This window comes from Candidatus Dechloromonas phosphoritropha, assembly GCA_016722705.1.
GTDB lineage: Bacteria > Pseudomonadota > Gammaproteobacteria > Burkholderiales > Rhodocyclaceae > Azonexus > Azonexus phosphoritrophus.
In genome coordinates, this window is sequence record JADKGN010000004.1 from 338,537 (window position 1) to 355,580 (window position 17,044).

Genomic DNA, 17,044 nt, shown 5'->3' on the forward strand with positions numbered 1-17,044 from the left:
CCACGTTATCGTTGCGGGTAAGAGTTTACCGGCTTCCCGAAGTTCCCGGTTATTTGTCTGGCTATAATGTATTTTTTGCGCTGAACCTGGAACATCATGAACATCAAGGAATACATGCAGACCGTCGGCCGTCAGGCCCGGATTGCCTCGCACCGCCTCGCCACGGCCTCGACCGCCGAAAAGAACGCCGCGCTGCTCGCCATCGCCGCCGCCATTCGCCGCGACAAGGCGGCGCTGGTCGCCGCCAATCAGGAGGATCTGGCCGCCGCCCGCGTCGCCGGCCTCGAAAGCGCGATGCTCGACCGCCTGACGCTCTCGGAAAAAGGAGTCGAAGCGATGGCCGCCGGCGTCGAGCAGGTTGCCAAGCTGCCCGACCCGATCGGCGAGATGGGCGAGTTCAAGTTCATGCCCTCCGGCATCCAGGTCGGCAAGATGCGCGTGCCGCTCGGCGTCATCGGCATCATCTACGAAGCGCGGCCGAACGTGACGGCAGATGCCGCGGCGCTGTGCCTGAAATCCGGCAATGCCGCCATCCTGCGCGGCGGTTCGGAAGCGATCCGTTCCAACCGCGCGATCGCCGCGCTGGTCCAGGAAGGCTTGCGAACAGCCGGCCTACCCGCCGAGTGCGTGCAGGTCGTCGACACCACCGACCGCGCCGCCGTCGGCGAGTTGATCACCATGCGCGAATTTGTCGATGTCATCGTGCCGCGCGGCGGCAAGGGCCTGATCGCCCGCCTGCTCGCCGAATCGCGCGTGCCGATGATCCAGCACCTCGACGGTAATTGCCACGTCTATCTCGATAAGGAAGCCGACCCGGACAAGGCGCTGAAGATTGTCGAAAACGCCAAGACTCAGCGCTACGGCACCTGCAACACCGCCGAGTCGCTGTTGGTCGACCGCAGTATCGCCGCCGCACTGCTGCCAGCAATTGCCACAATGCTGACCGGCAAGGGCGTCGAAATCCGCGGCTGCGCCGAGACGCAGGCGCTGGTGCCGAACGCCGTCGCCTCGACCGACGAGGACTATTACACCGAATACCTCGCCCCGATCATCTCGGTCAAAGTGGTGGCCGGCATCGACGAAGCCATCGCCCACATCAACCGGTATTCATCGCACCACACTGATGCCATCGTCACCGACAATCATCCGAAGGCCATGCGCTTTCTGCGCGAGGTCGATTCCAGTTCGGTCATGATCAACGCCTCGACGCGTTTCGCCGATGGTTTTGAATACGGCCTCGGCGCCGAAATCGGTATTTCGACCGACAAGATCCATGCGCGCGGCCCGGTCGGCCTCGAAGGGCTTACCAGCCAGAAATGGATCGTGCTGGGAGACGGCCATGTCCGGGGCTGAGCGCCATGCGGCCATCGTCGCCGCGCCCGGCTTCGCGCTCGGGGTACGTTGCAGCGACGACGAAATCATCGCCATCGACTTTCTCGAAGCGCAACCGGAGGTCGCTCCAACCAGTCCGCTGGCTGCCGAGGCGGTGCGCCAGTTGCGCGCCTACCTGGCCGACCCGGCCTTTGCTTTCGGCCTGCCGCTGCGCCCTGCCGGCACCGCCTTCCAGCGCCGCGTCTGGGGCGAAATCGCCGCCATACCAAACGGCGAGACACGCTGTTACGGTCAACTGGCAAAAAACCTCAAAAATGCGCCGCGTGCCGTCGGCCAGGCCTGTGGCGCCAACCCTTATCCGGTCGTCGTCCCCTGTCATCGCGTTGTCGCTGCCGACGGCGGACTAGGTGGATTTGCCCGCGAACGCGGCGGCTTCCTGCTCGACATCAAGCGCTGGCTGCTGAAACATGAAGGCGGAGAATTTGCCGGCACACGCGGCTGACCTCGCCGAGATCGACACCTTCTGCGACGCGTTGTGGCTGGAAGACGGCCTCGCCAAGGCGACGCTCGACAGCTACCGCTCCGATCTCGGCCGCCTGTCACTGTGGCTGGCCGAAAATGGTCACGGGCCGCTGCTCGACCTGCGTGCGACGACACTGGCCGCCTTCATCGCCCACCTGTCGCGGCAGACGCGCGCCAGCTCGCAGTCGCGCTACCTGTCGACGCTGCGCCGCTTCTACCGCTGGCAACTGGCGCGCGGCCGCATCGTCAGCGACCCAACCCTCAATCTCCCCAACCCGGCACGCCCATCGCGCCTGCCCAAGGTCATGTCGGAGAAACAGGTCGACAGCCTGCTTGCGGCACCGGATGTCGATGCGCTGCTTGGCCTGCGCGATCGCGCCATGCTGGAAACGCTCTACGCCACCGGCCTGCGCGTTTCCGAACTGGTCAGCCTGAAACTGCACGAAATCGGCTTTAACGAAGGCGTGCTGCGTGCGCTCGGCAAAGGCAACAAGGAACGCCTGGTGCCGCTCGGCGAAATCGCCATTGACTGGCTGGTCCGCTACCTCAAGGAAGCGCGCCCGGAAATTCTCAAGGGCCGGCTGAGCGACGCGCTGTTCGTCACTGGCCGCGGCGGCCCGATGACCCGCCAGGCGTTCTGGCAACTGATCAAGCGCTATGCACTGATTGCCGGCATCGCACCGGAAAAACTGTCGCCGCATGTGCTGCGCCACGCCTTCGCCACCCACCTGCTCAACCACGGCGCCGACCTGCGCGTCGTCCAGTTGTTGCTCGGCCATGCCGACATTTCAACGACACAGATCTATACCCATGTCGCCCGCGAGCGCCTCAAGTCACTGCACGCAATGCACCACCCGCGTGGGTGAATACCCCTTGAACGTGCACGGAATAAGATCATGAAGATCGTCCGTTCATTGGGGATCATCGCTCTGTCCATCGCTGCCCTCGGCATCTTCGGTGTTGCCGGTGCAACCGAGAAGGGCAAGTTCGATTTGGGCAAGCGTGAATACATGAACCGTTGCACTGTATGCCACGGGCCAAGCGGGACAGGTAACTGCAGCTCGAATGACGTGCTGAAGACCACCCCGACCAAACTGACCACATTGAGCAAGAAGAACGGTGGCGTATTCCCGCTCGACCGCGTGTATTCCGTGATCGACGGCCGCACGGTGGTCAAGGGCCACGGTACGCAGGACATGCCGATATGGGGTCGCGACCTGAGCATGGAAACGGTCAAGGCCGACGAGCATTACTTCGACATGCCGTACAACATGGAAGCCGTACGCGCCGCGCTCGAATTCATCAATGAAAAACTGGGCAAGCGCCCGGTGGTCGGGGTGGTGTGCCTGCCACGGTCGAGCGCCGGGCAGGAGCAATTCTCATGAGGTATCTTTTATTTCCATTACGAATATACAGATGAATAAACGTTCTTAATTGATTATTTAGCCCTTGCTAGAATGTCGCCACTCAACATCCGGTGCGGATTCCAGCAATGACCCAGACCACGCAAATCGCCACGCCCAGGATCGTCCTCAGCCACCTCGACTGGCTCGAAGCAGAAGCGATCCACATCATGCGCGAAGTGGCCGGCCAGTGCGCCAACCCGGTGCTGCTCTTCTCCGGCGGCAAGGACTCGGTCTGTATGCTGCGCCTGGCCGAAAAGGCCTTCCGTCCGGGCAAGTTCCCCTTCCCGCTGATGCACATCGACACTGGCCACAACTACCAGGAAGTCGTCGCCTTCCGCGACAAGCGCGCGGCTGAACTGGGTGAGCGCCTGATCGTCCGCTTGGTCGAAGACTCGATGGCGCGTGGCAGCGTCGTCCTCAAACATGATGGTGAATCGCGCAACAAGCACCAGTCGGTGACGCTACTCGAAGCCATCGAGGAATTCGGTTTCGACTGCTGCATCGGCGGCGCCCGCCGCGACGAGGAAAAGGCCCGCGCCAAGGAACGGATCTTCAGCTTCCGCGACGAATTCGGTCAATGGGATCCGAAGAACCAGCGTCCGGAACTGTGGAGCCTGTACAACGCCCGCAGCCACAAGGGCGAGAACATCCGCGCCTTCCCGATCTCGAACTGGACGGAAATGGACATCTGGCAGTACATCGAGCGCGAGAAGCTGGAACTGCCGTCGATCTACTTCGCCCACACCCGCCCAGTCGTCATCCGCCAGGGCGCCATCGTGCCGGTCAACGTGCCGCTGGTTTCCGGCGAACTGACCAACCTGCCCAAACCGGGTGAGGCAATCATCGAGAAGACCGTGCGCTTCCGCACCGTCGGCGATATTTCGTGCACTGCCCCGGTCGAGTCCGACGCCGGCGACGTCGCCGGGATCGTCATCGAAACCGCCACCACCACGATCACCGAGCGCGGCGCCACCCGCCTGGACGACCAGACCAGCGACGCCTCGATGGAGCAGCGCAAGAAGGAGGGGTATTTTTGATGTCCGCCCTGGAAAATATTGAAGACTATGGCCTGCTGCGCTTCCTGACCTGCGGCAGCGTCGACGACGGCAAGAGCACCCTGATTGGCCGCCTGCTGTTTGACACCAAGACCATCCTCGCCGACACCCTGCACGCCATCGCCCGCACCTCGGAAAAGCGCGGCCTCGGCGCGGTCGACCTGTCGCTGCTCACCGACGGCCTGCAGGCCGAGCGCGAGCAAGGCATCACCATCGACGTCGCCTACCGCTATTTCTCCACCGGTACGCGCAAGTACATCATTGCCGACGCACCGGGCCACGAGCAGTACACACGCAACATGGTCACTGCCGCGTCGACGGCCAATCTCGCCATCATCCTCGTCGATGCGCGCAAGGGCGTACTGACCCAGACCCGCCGCCACTCCAAGCTGGCGTCGCTGGTCGGGATTCCGCACCTGGTCGTCGCCATTAACAAGATGGATCTCGTCGGGTATTCGCAGGCGACCTTTGAGAAGATCAGGGCCGACTACCTCGAATTCGCCGCCAAGGTCGGCATCGACGACGTGCGCTTCCTGCCGATTTCGGCGCTCAACGGCGACATGATCGTCGATCGTGGCGACGCGCTGGACTGGTACAAAGGCCCGACGCTGCTGGAAATCCTCGAAGCCGCCCCCGGCGCGCACAGCGAACGCGCCGAGAGGTTCCGCTTTCCGGTGCAGTACGTCTGTCGTCCGCAGGACTCGGCCAACCCCGAACTGCACGATTACCGCGGCTTCATGGGCCGCGTCGAATCTGGGTCACTCAAGGTCGGCGACGCGGTGACGGTTTTGCCCTCGGGTCTGACGTCGACCGTGAAAGCCATCCAGATCGGCGGCGCCGATATCCCGGAAGCCACCACCGAACAATCGGTCACCCTGCTGCTGGCCAACGAGATCGACACCTCGCGTGGCGACATGATCGTCAAATCCAGCGAAGTGCCGGCCGCCGTCAAGCAGATCGAAGCCACTGTCTGCTGGATGGCCGAAGCCCCGATGGACCGCGCCCGCACCTACCTGATCCGTCACACGACGCGCGATTCGAAAGCCAAACTGGCCGCCATCGACCATCGCCTGGATGTGAACACGCTGGAAAAAGTCCCGGCCGAAAAGCTGGCGATGAACGACATCGCCCAGGTCAGCTTCAAGCTCGCTCAGCCGCTGTTCGTCGACCCCTATGCGGAGAACCGCGGCACCGGCGCCTTCATCATCATCGACGAAAGCAGCAACAACACGGTCGGCGCCGGGATGATTCTCTGACGCGGAGGCATCGATCCGGCATGAATGTGAAGCGCCCCTCGGGGCGCTTGCTCGTTCGGCCCTCCCCATTTGTTCCGGGTTGCGCTATAAAGCAGGCATGAAAACGGCTCAATTCATCCTGCTAGCCTTCCTCACCGTTGCAGTGCCCGCTCACGGCCAAGCCTACAAGTGCCGCCAGCCGGACGGCAGTACGCAGATTTCCAGCGAACCATGTGCTGGCGGCGCCCGTACGCTCAAGGAAGTCAACGAGGACGTGATTCCAGATGACGTGCGCGCCAAGGCTCAACGCGATGTGGATCGCCAGCGTCAGCGCGCCGATCAGTTCAAGGCCGAACGCAAGGCGGACGAGGCGCAGCAGCGCCGCGAAGCCGAAGCGGAACGCAGGGCCGGCGGCCTGCCGTCGCCGGCCGCCGTCCAGCAATGCCTGAACACGGTCGGTCGCATGAATATCGATTCGTCCCGGCGCGCCGAGCTTGAATCGGAGTGCACTCTGACCGGCCAGGTAGCACCCGTCTACAACGAGACCTACCAGCAGCCTTACTACAACCACGGCGGCGGTTACCATCGCCCTTACCCGCCACGGCCGGTGCCGCCGATTGCGCCGGTTCTTCCACCGGCCAAACCCGGCAAGCCGGTCGACCTCTACAAGGTACCTGCCACCCCGCGCAATCGCTAGACGCCGGCAGGGAAGCTAGGCCCTGTCGTGCCGCAAGCCGTCGCGGCTCTGGCTGCCCAGCGTCAACTCGGCGTCCGAACCGAGCGCATCGAAGAAAGCCTGAACCGCCTTGGGATCACCCGAAGCGGCAAAAGTCGTCTGTCCGCATTCGCACTGACCGACCCATATCGCATCGATCCCCGGGAGGCCTCGCGTGCTGACCGGGTGAATCGTCGTCATGTCGATGCCACAACCGTTGCAAACCAGTTTCTCCGGGCGTGTCGCCTCGGTTCTTGCCTGCGCTTGCGCGATGCGCTGTTCGAGGCCACCGCGCCGTTTGGCTTGTCCCATCGGGTTCCCTCTCTATCTGCAAAGGCGCACGGCATCGCCGTGCGCACCTGCCGTGCCGAATTGTTGGCCACGACCCATCAACTGGCGGCAAAGGCATGACGATGCTTGCCACCGCCCTTGGCCTCATACATCGCCTGGTCGGCCGCACGGATGATCTGTTCCGGATTTTCCGACGATCTGACGCCTCCGGAAAAGACGCAGATGCCGATACTGGCCCCGAGACCGCTGGCCTCGGGCAGTTCGACAAACGGTTCGGCAATGCACGCAAGCAACTTCTCCGCGAGCTGCCCGGCACGCGCTGGCGAATCGACATCATGCGCCAGCACGAAGAACTCGTCGCCGCCGAGCCGGGAAACGGTGTCCGTCTGCCGAACCGCAGCCTGCAGGCGGCGCGCTATCAGACGTAGCACATTGTCGCCCCGGTCATGTCCGAGCTGGTCGTTGATCGATTTGAAGCCATCGAGATCGATGAACAGGCCGGCATGCGTTGCACTGTCACGGCGCGCCCGGGCCAGCAACTGGGCAATGCGGTCCTCGAGCAGTTCGCGGTTGGGCAGGCCGGTCAGCCGGTCGTGCAGCGAACGTTCGAGGTGGTGTTGCCGTTCCTGGTCGAGCTCAGCCTCGCGAATGAAAAGCTGGCGGCGCTGGTATTCGGCCAGATAGCCGGCGCCGCCGCCGATCAGGTTGGCCGAGATGATGAAGAAATTGTGACTCAGCAGCATGGGTACCGGAAATTCGCGCAGCCCGCCGAGAATCAGGTTGTAGGAGATCACCACGACGATATCGATGACCAGCGCGTAGATGAAGCGGGTACCGATGAAGTTGTAGGTGTAGAAGGTTGACAGGATGAGGCAGGGGTAGAAGTAAGGCGTTGCCTCAAGCGGCAGGAAATAGAGAATCCCGATCAGACTGCCGGCGACGACCAGCCCGGTGGACCCGAGCGGCAGCCGGTTGAAGCGCTCGAAGGCCGGGCGAAAGGTCAGCAGGAAGACCAGGCCTGCGTAGGTCAGGGCTGACAGACGAAACACCCACACGGTAACCTGATGTTCCGGCGGCACCAGCCAGCTATCGAGAAACCCCGACATCAGATAGATGAGCGTACCGACCAGAATCGCCGCGCGCCCCTGCACGCGCAAGCGCGAAAGCAGGTTAGCGGCAAAGGCACGCTCGACCTCGGGATTGCGAAAGCTCAGGGTCAGCGGATGAAGCTGCGTCATCATCGGCGTGTCCACACTCTGGAAAGTCGCTGTCATCGAAGCAGCATGATTCACCAAACTGCAACAAATGTGAACGCAATTTCATTCCGGGCACCGTAAAAATCCACGGCGGCGCCACTGCAAATTCGCCCGGAATTTCCGGTCGACCGCGACAGGCACAACATGAAATTCCCGGCCGTTGGTGGGTGAGACCGAAGCAAAAGCCGGGCAAGAATGCTCAACCGGGAAGCGCGACCTCATCTCGTCGCGCTCCCCCCTCCAGCCTCGCCAAGCGAACGATCTGCACCGACTTCACATCGATGTAACGCTGACGTTGATTCCAGCGGCGATCAACTTCGCCCTTGATGCGCAGTTGGGTGTTCTGGTCGAAAGTTTCACTGGGCAGGTATTCGTCGTCGATTTTGACGACGATGGTGCCGGTGGCATCGGTGAATTCATAGCGCTCACTGGCGACCTGGCGGGTGATCCGGCCTTCGAGCAGGACCGGAGTGTCGACCGCGGCCTTGTTGGCGGCGGCAACCGTGGTTACGACGGCCGGGTTGCCGCGGGCCACGCCGTCGGCGCGCGGGCCGGTGAATTGGGCATGCGCGACAAAGGGCATGGCCAGCAGAAGGGCGACGAGTAGCTTGTTTTTCATGTTTAATCTCCAAGAAAGGCACTGCAATAAAGGCAATCAGCGCTGTGATTCCCGAAACCGGTCACACCAGCCCGCGGCTCTCCTCAACCCCGAGATGGACATTCATCGCCTGCACGGCGGCGCCCGAGGCGCCCTTGCCAAGGTTGTCGAGGCGGGCGACGAGCAGCATGCGCTCGGCGTTGCCGAAGACGAAGAGGTCCACGCGGTTGCTGTCGTTGCTGGCTTCGACATTAAAGAAGCCACCGTCGGTGTTCGCCTCCAGATCGACCGGCGCGATACGGATGAAGGGCTCGCCCGCGTAGTAGTCGGCCAGCAGCTTCTGCACGTCGCCCGGGCCGGCCTTGCGGGTGAATTGTCGCGGGTGCAGATAGACGGTGACGGCCAGGCCCTTGTAGAAGGGGCCGACGATGGGCTGGAAGATGGGCGCTGCGGTCAACCCGGTGTAGGCCTGCATTTCCGGCAGATGCTTGTGCTCGAGGCCGAGCGCGTAGGGGCGCGGCGCATCGATGCGGGCCGGGCTTGCGTAGTGGGCGATCATCGATTTGCCGCCGCCGGAATAGCCGGTGATGGAATTGGCCGCAATTTGCGTGTCGACCGCGACAAGGCCACCGGCGACCAGCGGCTTGAGGGCAAGAATGAAGGCGGAGGCGTGGCAGCCGGGGTTGGCGATGCGCTTGCTGGCGCGAATTCTGGCGCGCTGGTCCGGCGCGAGTTCCGGCAGGCCGAAGGTCCACGCCGGGTCGACGCGGTGCGCGGTGGAGGCGTCGATGATGCAGGTGTCCGGGTTGTCGACCAGCGCCACCGATTCCCTGGCGGCGGCGTCAGGCAGGCAGAGAAAACAAACATCCGCTTCGTTGATCAGGCGTTTCCTCTCGGCGAGGTCCTTGCGCTTGTCGGAAGCGATCCTGAGCAGTTCGATGTCGCTGCGCTTGCCTAGGTATTCGTTGATCTGCAGGCCGGTGGTGCCTTCCTGGCCGTCGACAAAGACTTTGTAGGTCATGAGAAATCCGGAATCGCTGCGGTTGTAGAAGACCGCAATTCTTGCAGAAAACCGTGACCTTTACACAAGGACAGCGACCAATCTCGCGAAAAGACGTGCGCCGGGCCGCGCATCGCAAAGACCAGTCGCTGACCCATGCCGGCAAGCCGCTCGCCGGATGCGATGCTCGCCACGCCCGGTAGCAGGATGTGGCAAGATGCGGCCATGAATGCGAAACCCCACCTCGCCGGCATCGGTTTCGGCCTGCTGGCCTACGGCATCTGGGGCTTCTTTCCCCTTTATTTCCGCCAGCTTGCGCACATTTCGCCGATGGACGTATTGTCCAGCCGCGCGGTCTGGGCCTGCGTCTTCGTCGGCCTGCTGCTGACGCTGCGCGGCGGCTGGCACAAGGTCGTTGCCGTCTTCCGCACGCCGCGCCGGCTGGCCATGCTGGCGCTCGCCGCGCTGCTGGTCGGCAGCAACTGGTTGGTCTTCCTGTGGGCGGTGGCCAACGAGCAGGTCGTCGCCTCGAGCCTCGGCTATTTCCTGACGCCGCTGGTCAATGTGCTGCTCGGACTCGTCGTCCTTAAGGAACGCCTGAACCGGCTCGAATGGATCGCGGTCGGCTTTGCGGTCGTCGCCATCGCCAACGAGGTCGTCACACTGGGCAGCCTGCCCTGGGTTTCGCTGTTTCTCGCCGTCACCTTCGGCACTTACGGACTGGTGCGCAAGCAGGTTCCGGTCGACGCCCTTTCCGGCCTGTGGCTGGAAACGCTGACCATGCTGCCGGTGTGCGGCATCTACGCACTGTGGCAGGCGCGGAGTGGCCATCAGGTTTTTGGCGGTCATGGCCTGTCGACCGCAACCCTGCTGCTCGGCGCCGGCATCATCACCGCCCTGCCGCTGATGGCCTTCGCCGCCGCCACCCAGCGCCTCGACCTGGCCACCGTCGGCATGCTGATGTACATCAACCCGACCCTGCAGTTCCTGACTGCGGTATGGATTTTCGGTGAGCCGCTGCAGCCGGAACGGCTGATCAGCTTCGCCCTGATCTGGCTCGGCCTCTTCGTCTTCAGCTGGAGCATGTGGGAAAAGTACCGGGATCGCCGATAATGCGCGGTCATCACGCACCGCGGAGCACCCGATGGGACTGCTCGAAAACACCCTGATCATCTTGCTGCTGATCGCCATCAGCGCCTTCTGCTCGACTTCCGAAATTTCACTGGCCGCCGCGCGCAAGCTCAAGCTGGCGCAACTGGCCGCCAGCGGTGACAGCCGCGCCGTGACGGTGCTGGCGCTGCAGAGCCGGCCCGGCCATTTTTTCACGACCATCCAGATCGGCCTCAACGCCGTCGCCATCCTCGGCGGCGTGCTCGGCGAGGAGGCTTACGCGCCGTTCTTTTCCGGCACCCTGCTGCCCTATGTCGGCAGCGCCGTTACCGCCGCCACGCTCGGCTCCGTCCTCTCCTTCGCGCTCGTCACCGCCGCCTTCGTCCTGCTCGCCGACCTGCTGCCCAAGCGCATCGCCATCGTCGCGCCGGAAGCCATCGCCCTGCGCATCGCGAGGCCGATGGCGCTGTGCATCCGCCTGTTGTCGCCGCTGGTATGGATCTTCAACGGCGCCGCCAACCTGATCATGGCGCGCTTCAGCCTGCCCGAAAGCCGCCCTGAGGACGTCACACCCGAGGACATCGTCGCCATGACCGAGGCCGGCCTGCGTGCCGGCGTCGTCGCCAAGCAGGAGCAGCAACTGATCCAGAACGTCTTCGGACTGGAGGCGCGCACTGCCCCGTCGGCAATGACCGCCCGCGACAGCATCGTCTGGCTGGACAACCAGGGAGACGAAGCGGCGATCCGCGGCACGCTGCGCACCCATCCGCATGCCAAATTTCCGGTGTGCGCCGGCAGCATCGACAAGGTGGTCGGCTATGTCGATTCCAAGGGCATCCTGAACCGCATCCTCAACGGCGAGAAGCTTTCGCTCAAGGCCGAAGGCCTGCTACGCAACGTGCTGGTCCTTCCCGAAACGCTGACCCTCAGCGAAATTCTCGAGCAGTTCAAGGCCGCGCGCGAAGACTTTGCACTGATCATCAACGAATACGCGCTTATCGTCGGCCTGATCACACTCAACGACGTCACCACCACGCTGGTCGGCGAAACCCTTGACGGCTCCAGCGAAGCGCAGATCATCCGACGCGATGAAAACTCCTGGCTGGTCGATGGCCTGACCCCGGTCGGCGACCTCGAAACCCTGCTCGGCGTCCCGCCCTTCCCCGACGACGACCAGTTCGAAACCATCGCCGGCTTCCTGATGTACGTGCTGCGCAAGGTGCCGCGTCCGACCGAGAGCGTCGAACACGGCGGCTTCAGGTTGGAGGTCGTCGACGTAGACAACTACCGCGTCGACCAGTTGCTGGTCACCCGGCTGACGCCGGCCCCGCCGGTGAGCTGACGTCAGGGTGTCGCGCACACTTATCTACATCATCGTCTTCATCGAGGGCTTCTGTTCTCTCGGCGCCGAGATCATCGCGCTGCGCCGGTTGGTGCCGCATGTCGGCAGCTCCATCGTCATCACCGCGCCGACCATCGCCTTCTTCCTGCTCGCGCTGGCTCTCGGTTATGCCGCTGGCGCCAAAGTCGCCAGCAACTACACGGCCGTCGTCGCCCGCAACTTCCTGATCGCGGCGGCGCTGGCCGGGGTCGGGCTGGCCGGCGTCAGCGTCGACTGGATATTCGCCCACCTGCAGCCGGCGCTGCTGGCGTATCTGTTTTTCATCGGCGGCGTCCTCTGTCCGCTTGCCTGGCTGCTCGGCCAGACGGTACCGGTCCTGACCAACCTGATGCAGCACGCACGCACCGGCGAAGCAAGCGGCATGGCGCTTTACTGGTCCACGCTCGGTTCCTTCCTCGGGTCGATCAGCCTGTCGTTGCTGGTCATGCAGTGGCTTGGAGTTTCCGCGGCGGTATTCGCGTGCAGTGCGCTGCTGCTCGCCGGGGCGCTGCTACTCGCCGGACGCGACCTGAAAATTGCCCTTTTTTCCGCGTCGACCGCGGCAATTGCCATAGCCTTCAACCTAGATCACGAGGTCACCGCCGATACCGCCTATGCCGAATATATCGTCGGCCCGGTAGCCCTCCCCGGCCAGGAAAACCCGCGCGCGTTCTGGGTCAACAAATCCACCGCTTCGCTGATCGACGATTCTGATCCGCCAAACTACACGCTCTACATCAATCACTTGCGTCACGTTCTTCTGAAAGAACTTGAATTTCATGAGCGCGACATCCTGGTCCTCGGCGCCGGTGGCTTCACGCTGTCACACCGCGAGCCGACCAACCATTACACCTATGTCGACATCGATCCGGCGATCCGTGACATTGCCGAGAAACACTTCCTGCGCGAACCGGCGCGTGGCGAGTTCATTGCCGACGACGCCCGGCGTTTCATCGCCGTCACCGAGCGCCGCTTCGATGCCGTCATCGTCGACGTCTATAGCTCGCACACATCCATTCCCGCTCACCTCGTCACCCGGGAATTCTGGGAAGACACGCGCCGCGTACTGAAACCCGACGGCGTCATGCTCGCCAACCTGATCCTCGACGGCAAACTGGAAACGCCCTATGCGCGCAACCTGCTGGCCACCATCGACAGCGTCTTCGGGCGTTGCGCGGTCGAAGTCCTGCACAAGGCACGGGCGTTGGCCAACGTCGAGGTCACCTGCTTCGCCAGCAGCCGGCCTGCTACAACCGGCATCTACGTAGACGAGAAGAATTGGGCCGACCTCGATCTTGCACGTTCGCGCTAGAAATGGCGGCAGAGGTCATGGCCGCCCTGACATTCTTCGGGACAATCCCCGGGGTTTCTAGAAACGCGGAACGCCCCGGAGACCGTGGCGCTCGAGGGAGGCCATGATTGCCGTCATCGCCTCGGCGGCGCCGAGCGGCAGGTGATATTCGACGCGGCGCGACAGGCGTGTTGCCACGGGATTGATCTCGACGGTCGGTATTCCGGCGCGTGCCGCCCAGACCACCGGCTCGGCAATGTAGGGGAAGACGCCCGAGGTACCGATGGTGAACACCATGTCGATGCCGTCATCCATGGCGTCGGAGAAACGTCTCATCGCTCCCGCCGGCAAGGCTTCCCCGAAGAGCACCACGTTCGGCCGCAGGACAGCGCCGCAGGCCGGGCAAAGCGGCGGCAGCTCGCGCCCCGCCAGGTCGTCGACCGTCTCACCATGGTCGCACACGGTACAGCGCAGTTCCTGGAGATTCCCGTGGATCTCGATGAGGTCTGAACTGCCGGCCTTGCGGTGCAGACCATCGACGTTCTGGGTGAAGACGACGACCTTGGACATTACCCGCTCCAGCACGGCGATGGCGCGATGCGCGGCATTGGGCAGCGCCCCGCGACAGTTCTGCTCGATCTGGGCCAGATATTTCCAGGTGATGTCCGGCCGGACCGCGAACACGTCCCCCGACAGCGCCGTCTCGATCGGTATCCCGTCCTCCGTCGCGTCGTCGTTGTACAACCCGCCGACCCCGCGATAGGTGGGCAACCCGGAATCCGCCGAGATTCCGGCGCCGGTGATGAACAGCACCCGGCGCGCCGCGGCAAGACGGCGGGCGATGCGATCGATCATGGTCAGCTTGTCCACAGTGCGTGATCTCATTTGCGATATGCGGATTATGAACACCTGACGGCCGCATGAACAGCTTGCGTCCAATTCCCGATGCGCAAGGCGATCCTGTTTGCCCGGCCGCCCGCCCGAGCGCCGGCGTTTGCTTCAATGGCGGGTTTTTGCCGGAAGCCGGGGAACACCCCCGGCGCTCGCGGTATAGTATGCCAAGGTAAAGCCGTCACGGGTGCCGCATCGGCCCAAGCAGTCCGGCAGGCAGCCATGAAGAAGGCGATCGGAGGGGTGAAGCATGGCGGAGGTCCGGATCTTTCTGTCTACGGTGAGCGCGGAGTTTCGCAGCTACCGTGATGCCCTGCGCCATTATCTGGAGCGCCCCAATGTCACGGCGAAGGTGCAGGAAGACTTCATCGCGACCGGCAGCGAAACGCTGGACATGCTCGACGACTACATCCGTCAGTGCGAGGTGGTGATCCACCTGGTGGGCGACATGACCGGCGCGATGGCGCCGGCGCCGTCGGTAGCGGTGATCCGGCAACGCTATCCGGATTTCGGCAGCCGGCTTCCCCCGGTGGCCACGTTTCTGGAGGCCGGTGGACCGCTCCTCTCCTATACGCAGTGGGAAGCCTGGCTCGCCTTGTATCACGGCAAGCGCTTGATCATTGCCGTGCCCGAGAGCGGCGCCCAACGAGATGAGCGTTACGCACTCGACCCGCTCGCGGCCACCGCGCAACAGGAGCATCTGGCGCGCCTGAGGAGCATCAACCGTCACCCGGGAATTCGCTTCGTCTCGGCCGACCAGTTCGCCGCCGAGGTCTGGCGCTCGAGCCTGCTCGACATCCTGATCGCGGCCGGGCTGGTCCGGAAGCCGGTCAATCTCCCTTACACGAGCCTCGGCGACCTGTTCAAGGGGCGCGAGTCCCTGCTTGCCGCGCTGATCATCCAGTTCGGAACGTTCCCACAGGGCAACGACCAGGCAGCCGTCGCCAAGGCGCTGACCGGGCTGGGCGGCGTCGGCAAGACACGGCTGGCGCTCGAATACGCCTGGCGGCGCGGCGGCGGCTACACGGCGATGTTGCTTGTTGGCGCCGACAGCGGCGCAGCCCTCGAGCGCAATCTGGCCGCCCTGTGCGGGGCGACGATCCTTGATCTCGCCGCGAAGGACGAGACCGACGAAGGCCGGCAACGCGATGCCGTCGTCACCTGGCTCAACCAGCATCCCGGCTGGCTGCTGATTCTCGACAACGTCGATACGAAACCCGCGGCGTCCGCCGTCAAGACGCTGTTCGCAAAATTGCTGGGCGGGCACGTCCTGATCACCAGCCGGCTGGCGAACTGGAGCGCCAGCGTCAAGACATTGCCGGTGGATCTGCTCGCGCCCGATGCCGCCGCGGACTTTCTGCTGTCGCGGACTGCGGGAAAACGCCGGCCGCAGGCCGACGATCCCGCCGCTGCGCAGATACTGGCCGGGGAACTGGGTTATCTCGCCCTCGCGCTCGAGCAGGCCGGCGCCTACATCGTCCACCGGCGTCTCAGCTTCGGCCAGTACCTGAGCGAATGGCAGCGCCGGCGCGAAACGGTGCTCGGATGGTACGACCCGGACCTGATGGAATACCCGACCAGTGTCGCGATCACCTGGCAGACCTCGTTCGACCAGCTCAAGGAGCCTGCCCGCCGACTGCTGCAGCGCCTCGCCTGGCTGGCCCCGGAACCCGTTCCCGAGTCGCTGCTCGACGTACCCGTGGCCGGAGACGATGCCGGCGCAGCCGACCCCGGCGGCGCCCTGGCGGAACTCGACTCGTACTCGCTGGTGACGCGTTCTGCCGACCTTCCTGTTTTCAGCGTGCACCATCTGGTGCAGGAGGTCACCCGGCGCGGCCAACAAGCGGATCCCGCCCATGGCCCGCTGGTCGAAGCGCTGAACTGGGTGAACGCGGCGATTGTCGGCGATCCTTCTGACATCCGCGACTGGCCGGTCCTCGATCCCCTGACGGCGCACGCGCGGGCAGTCGCGACCCGCGCGGATGAAGTCGGCATTCCCGACCCCACTGTCCGCCTGCTCAGCTACGTCGGTCTGCTGCTTGGTGAGAAAGCCCTCTACGCCGAGGCCGAGCCGCTGCTGCGTCGGGCGCTGGCAATCGACGAGGCGAGCTTGAGCCCCAACCACCCCAACGTGGCCATCGACCTCAACAACCTGGCCGCGTTGCTGCATGACACCAACCAGCTGGCCACGGCCGAGCCGCTGATGCGCCGGGCGCTGGCAATCGACGAGGCGAGCTTCGGCGCCGACCACCCCAACGTCGCCCGCGACCTCAACAACCTGGCCGCGTTGCTGCAGGCCACCAACCGGCTGGCCGAGGCCGAGCCGCTGCTGCGCCGGGCGCTGGCGATCAACGAGGCGCGCTTCGGCGCCGACCATCCCAACGTGGCCATCCAGCTCAACAACCTGGCCCAGTTGCTGCAGGCCACCAACCGGCTGGCCGCGGCCGAGCCGCTGATGCGCCGGGCGCTGGCGATCGGCGAGGCGAGCTTCGGCGCCGACCACCCGAATGTCGCCATCTGGCTCAACAACCTGGCCCAGTTGCTGCAGGCCACCAACCGGCTGGCCGAGGCCGAGCCGCTGATGCGCCGGGCGCTGGCAATCGACGAGGCGAGCTTCGGCACCGACCACCCCGATGTTGCTCGCGACCTCAACAATCTGGCCCAGTTGCTGAAGACCACCAACCGGCTGGCCGACGCCGAGCCGCTGCTGCGCCGGGCGCTGGCGATCTGTATCAAGAGCCTGGGTCCGGATCACCCCTCATCCCAGGTTGTAATGGCAAATTACATCGGCCTGCTGCAGGCAATGGGCAGGACAGACGACCAAATCAGCGCAGCGCTGGCGTCCTTGACCGCTTGACTTGCCCTCGGCAAACGACGGATTGCCAACGGCTCTCCGCAAGGACGGACGGCCGAAGCTGGACGGCCGCTGTATCCGGGAATTGGTGCTTGACGCCGTGTTGC

At 64.0% G+C, this 17,044-nt stretch carries 16 protein-coding genes; 11 read left to right on the forward strand and 5 right to left on the reverse strand.

Annotated features, from left to right (window positions below; translation table 11 throughout):
* The first annotated feature begins 96 nt into the window (after positions 1-96).
* The 7 genes from IPP03_07225 to IPP03_07255 all read left to right on the forward strand — a co-directional run bounded on the left by IPP03_07225 (position 97) and on the right by IPP03_07255 (position 6,247).
* On the forward strand, positions 97-1,353 hold the full coding sequence (locus IPP03_07225) for a glutamate-5-semialdehyde dehydrogenase (protein MBL0352443.1): 1,257 nt from the start codon (positions 97-99) through the stop codon (positions 1,351-1,353).
* The gene (locus IPP03_07230; protein MBL0352444.1) at positions 1,340-1,834 is read left to right on the forward strand and encodes a methylated-DNA--[protein]-cysteine S-methyltransferase; all 495 of its coding nucleotides are present in this window, start codon (positions 1,340-1,342) and stop codon (positions 1,832-1,834) included. The genes IPP03_07225 and IPP03_07230 overlap by 14 nt, the downstream gene beginning before the upstream one ends.
* Positions 1,800-2,720, forward strand: coding sequence for a site-specific tyrosine recombinase XerD (xerD, locus tag IPP03_07235; protein MBL0352445.1), 921 nt, complete (start codon positions 1,800-1,802; stop codon positions 2,718-2,720). Before IPP03_07230 ends, xerD begins: the two co-directional genes overlap by 35 nt.
* Positions 2,721-2,750: 30 nt before the next feature.
* Positions 2,751-3,239 carry a hypothetical protein gene (locus IPP03_07240; protein MBL0352446.1) on the forward strand — a complete coding sequence of 163 codons (489 nt, stop codon included), beginning with the start codon at positions 2,751-2,753 and terminating at the stop codon, positions 3,237-3,239.
* A 107-nt stretch (positions 3,240-3,346) separates the two neighbouring features.
* Positions 3,347-4,297, forward strand: a complete 951-nt coding sequence (cysD, locus tag IPP03_07245; protein MBL0352447.1) for a sulfate adenylyltransferase subunit CysD — start codon at positions 3,347-3,349, stop codon at positions 4,295-4,297.
* Positions 4,297-5,571 carry a sulfate adenylyltransferase subunit CysN gene (gene cysN, locus IPP03_07250; protein MBL0352448.1) on the forward strand — a complete coding sequence of 425 codons (1,275 nt, stop codon included), beginning with the start codon at positions 4,297-4,299 and terminating at the stop codon, positions 5,569-5,571. The genes cysD and cysN overlap by 1 nt, the downstream gene beginning before the upstream one ends.
* 97 nt (positions 5,572-5,668) lie before the next feature.
* Entirely contained in the window at positions 5,669-6,247 is a 579-nt protein-coding gene (locus IPP03_07255; protein ID MBL0352449.1) for a hypothetical protein, read from the forward strand.
* 15 nt (positions 6,248-6,262) lie between these two features.
* On the opposite strand, the gene IPP03_07260 is transcribed toward IPP03_07255, so the two are convergent.
* The 4 genes from IPP03_07260 to argC form a co-directional block, all read right to left on the reverse strand.
* Entirely contained in the window at positions 6,263-6,577 is a 315-nt protein-coding gene (locus tag IPP03_07260) for a hypothetical protein (GenBank protein ID MBL0352450.1), read from the reverse strand.
* Between the two features lie 77 nt (positions 6,578-6,654).
* A complete protein-coding gene (locus IPP03_07265; GenBank protein ID MBL0352451.1) occupies positions 6,655-7,830 on the reverse strand; it encodes a diguanylate cyclase in 1,176 nt (391 codons plus the stop codon).
* 181 nt (positions 7,831-8,011) lie between these two features.
* Positions 8,012-8,431, reverse strand: coding sequence for a NirD/YgiW/YdeI family stress tolerance protein (locus IPP03_07270; GenBank protein ID MBL0352452.1), 420 nt, complete (start codon positions 8,429-8,431; stop codon positions 8,012-8,014).
* A gap of 61 nt (positions 8,432-8,492) precedes the next feature.
* On the reverse strand, positions 8,493-9,431 hold the full coding sequence (gene argC, locus IPP03_07275) for an N-acetyl-gamma-glutamyl-phosphate reductase (GenBank protein ID MBL0352453.1): 939 nt from the start codon (positions 9,429-9,431) through the stop codon (positions 8,493-8,495).
* Between the two features lie 204 nt (positions 9,432-9,635).
* Between argC and rarD the strand changes: the two genes are divergently transcribed.
* The 3 genes from rarD to IPP03_07290 are packed head-to-tail and all read left to right on the forward strand — an operon-like array spanning position 9,636 to position 13,213.
* Positions 9,636-10,523, forward strand: coding sequence for an EamA family transporter RarD (gene rarD, locus IPP03_07280; protein MBL0352454.1), 888 nt, complete (start codon positions 9,636-9,638; stop codon positions 10,521-10,523).
* Positions 10,524-10,560: 37 nt separating this feature from the next.
* Positions 10,561-11,862, forward strand: a complete 1,302-nt coding sequence (locus tag IPP03_07285) for an HlyC/CorC family transporter (protein MBL0352455.1) — start codon at positions 10,561-10,563, stop codon at positions 11,860-11,862.
* A gap of 7 nt (positions 11,863-11,869) precedes the next feature.
* A complete protein-coding gene (locus IPP03_07290; GenBank protein MBL0352456.1) occupies positions 11,870-13,213 on the forward strand; it encodes a fused MFS/spermidine synthase in 1,344 nt (447 codons plus the stop codon).
* A 57-nt stretch (positions 13,214-13,270) separates the two neighbouring features.
* On the opposite strand, the gene IPP03_07295 is transcribed toward IPP03_07290, so the two are convergent.
* On the reverse strand, positions 13,271-14,077 hold the full coding sequence (locus IPP03_07295; GenBank protein MBL0352457.1) for an NAD-dependent protein deacylase: 807 nt from the start codon (positions 14,075-14,077) through the stop codon (positions 13,271-13,273).
* 256 nt (positions 14,078-14,333) lie between these two features.
* Here IPP03_07295 and IPP03_07300 point away from each other — a divergent pair, with 256 nt between their 5' ends.
* Positions 14,334-16,940: a tetratricopeptide repeat protein gene (locus tag IPP03_07300; protein MBL0352458.1), complete on the forward strand. Its 2,607-nt coding sequence runs from the start codon at positions 14,334-14,336 to the stop codon at positions 16,938-16,940.
* The last annotated feature ends 104 nt before the right edge of the window (positions 16,941-17,044 follow it).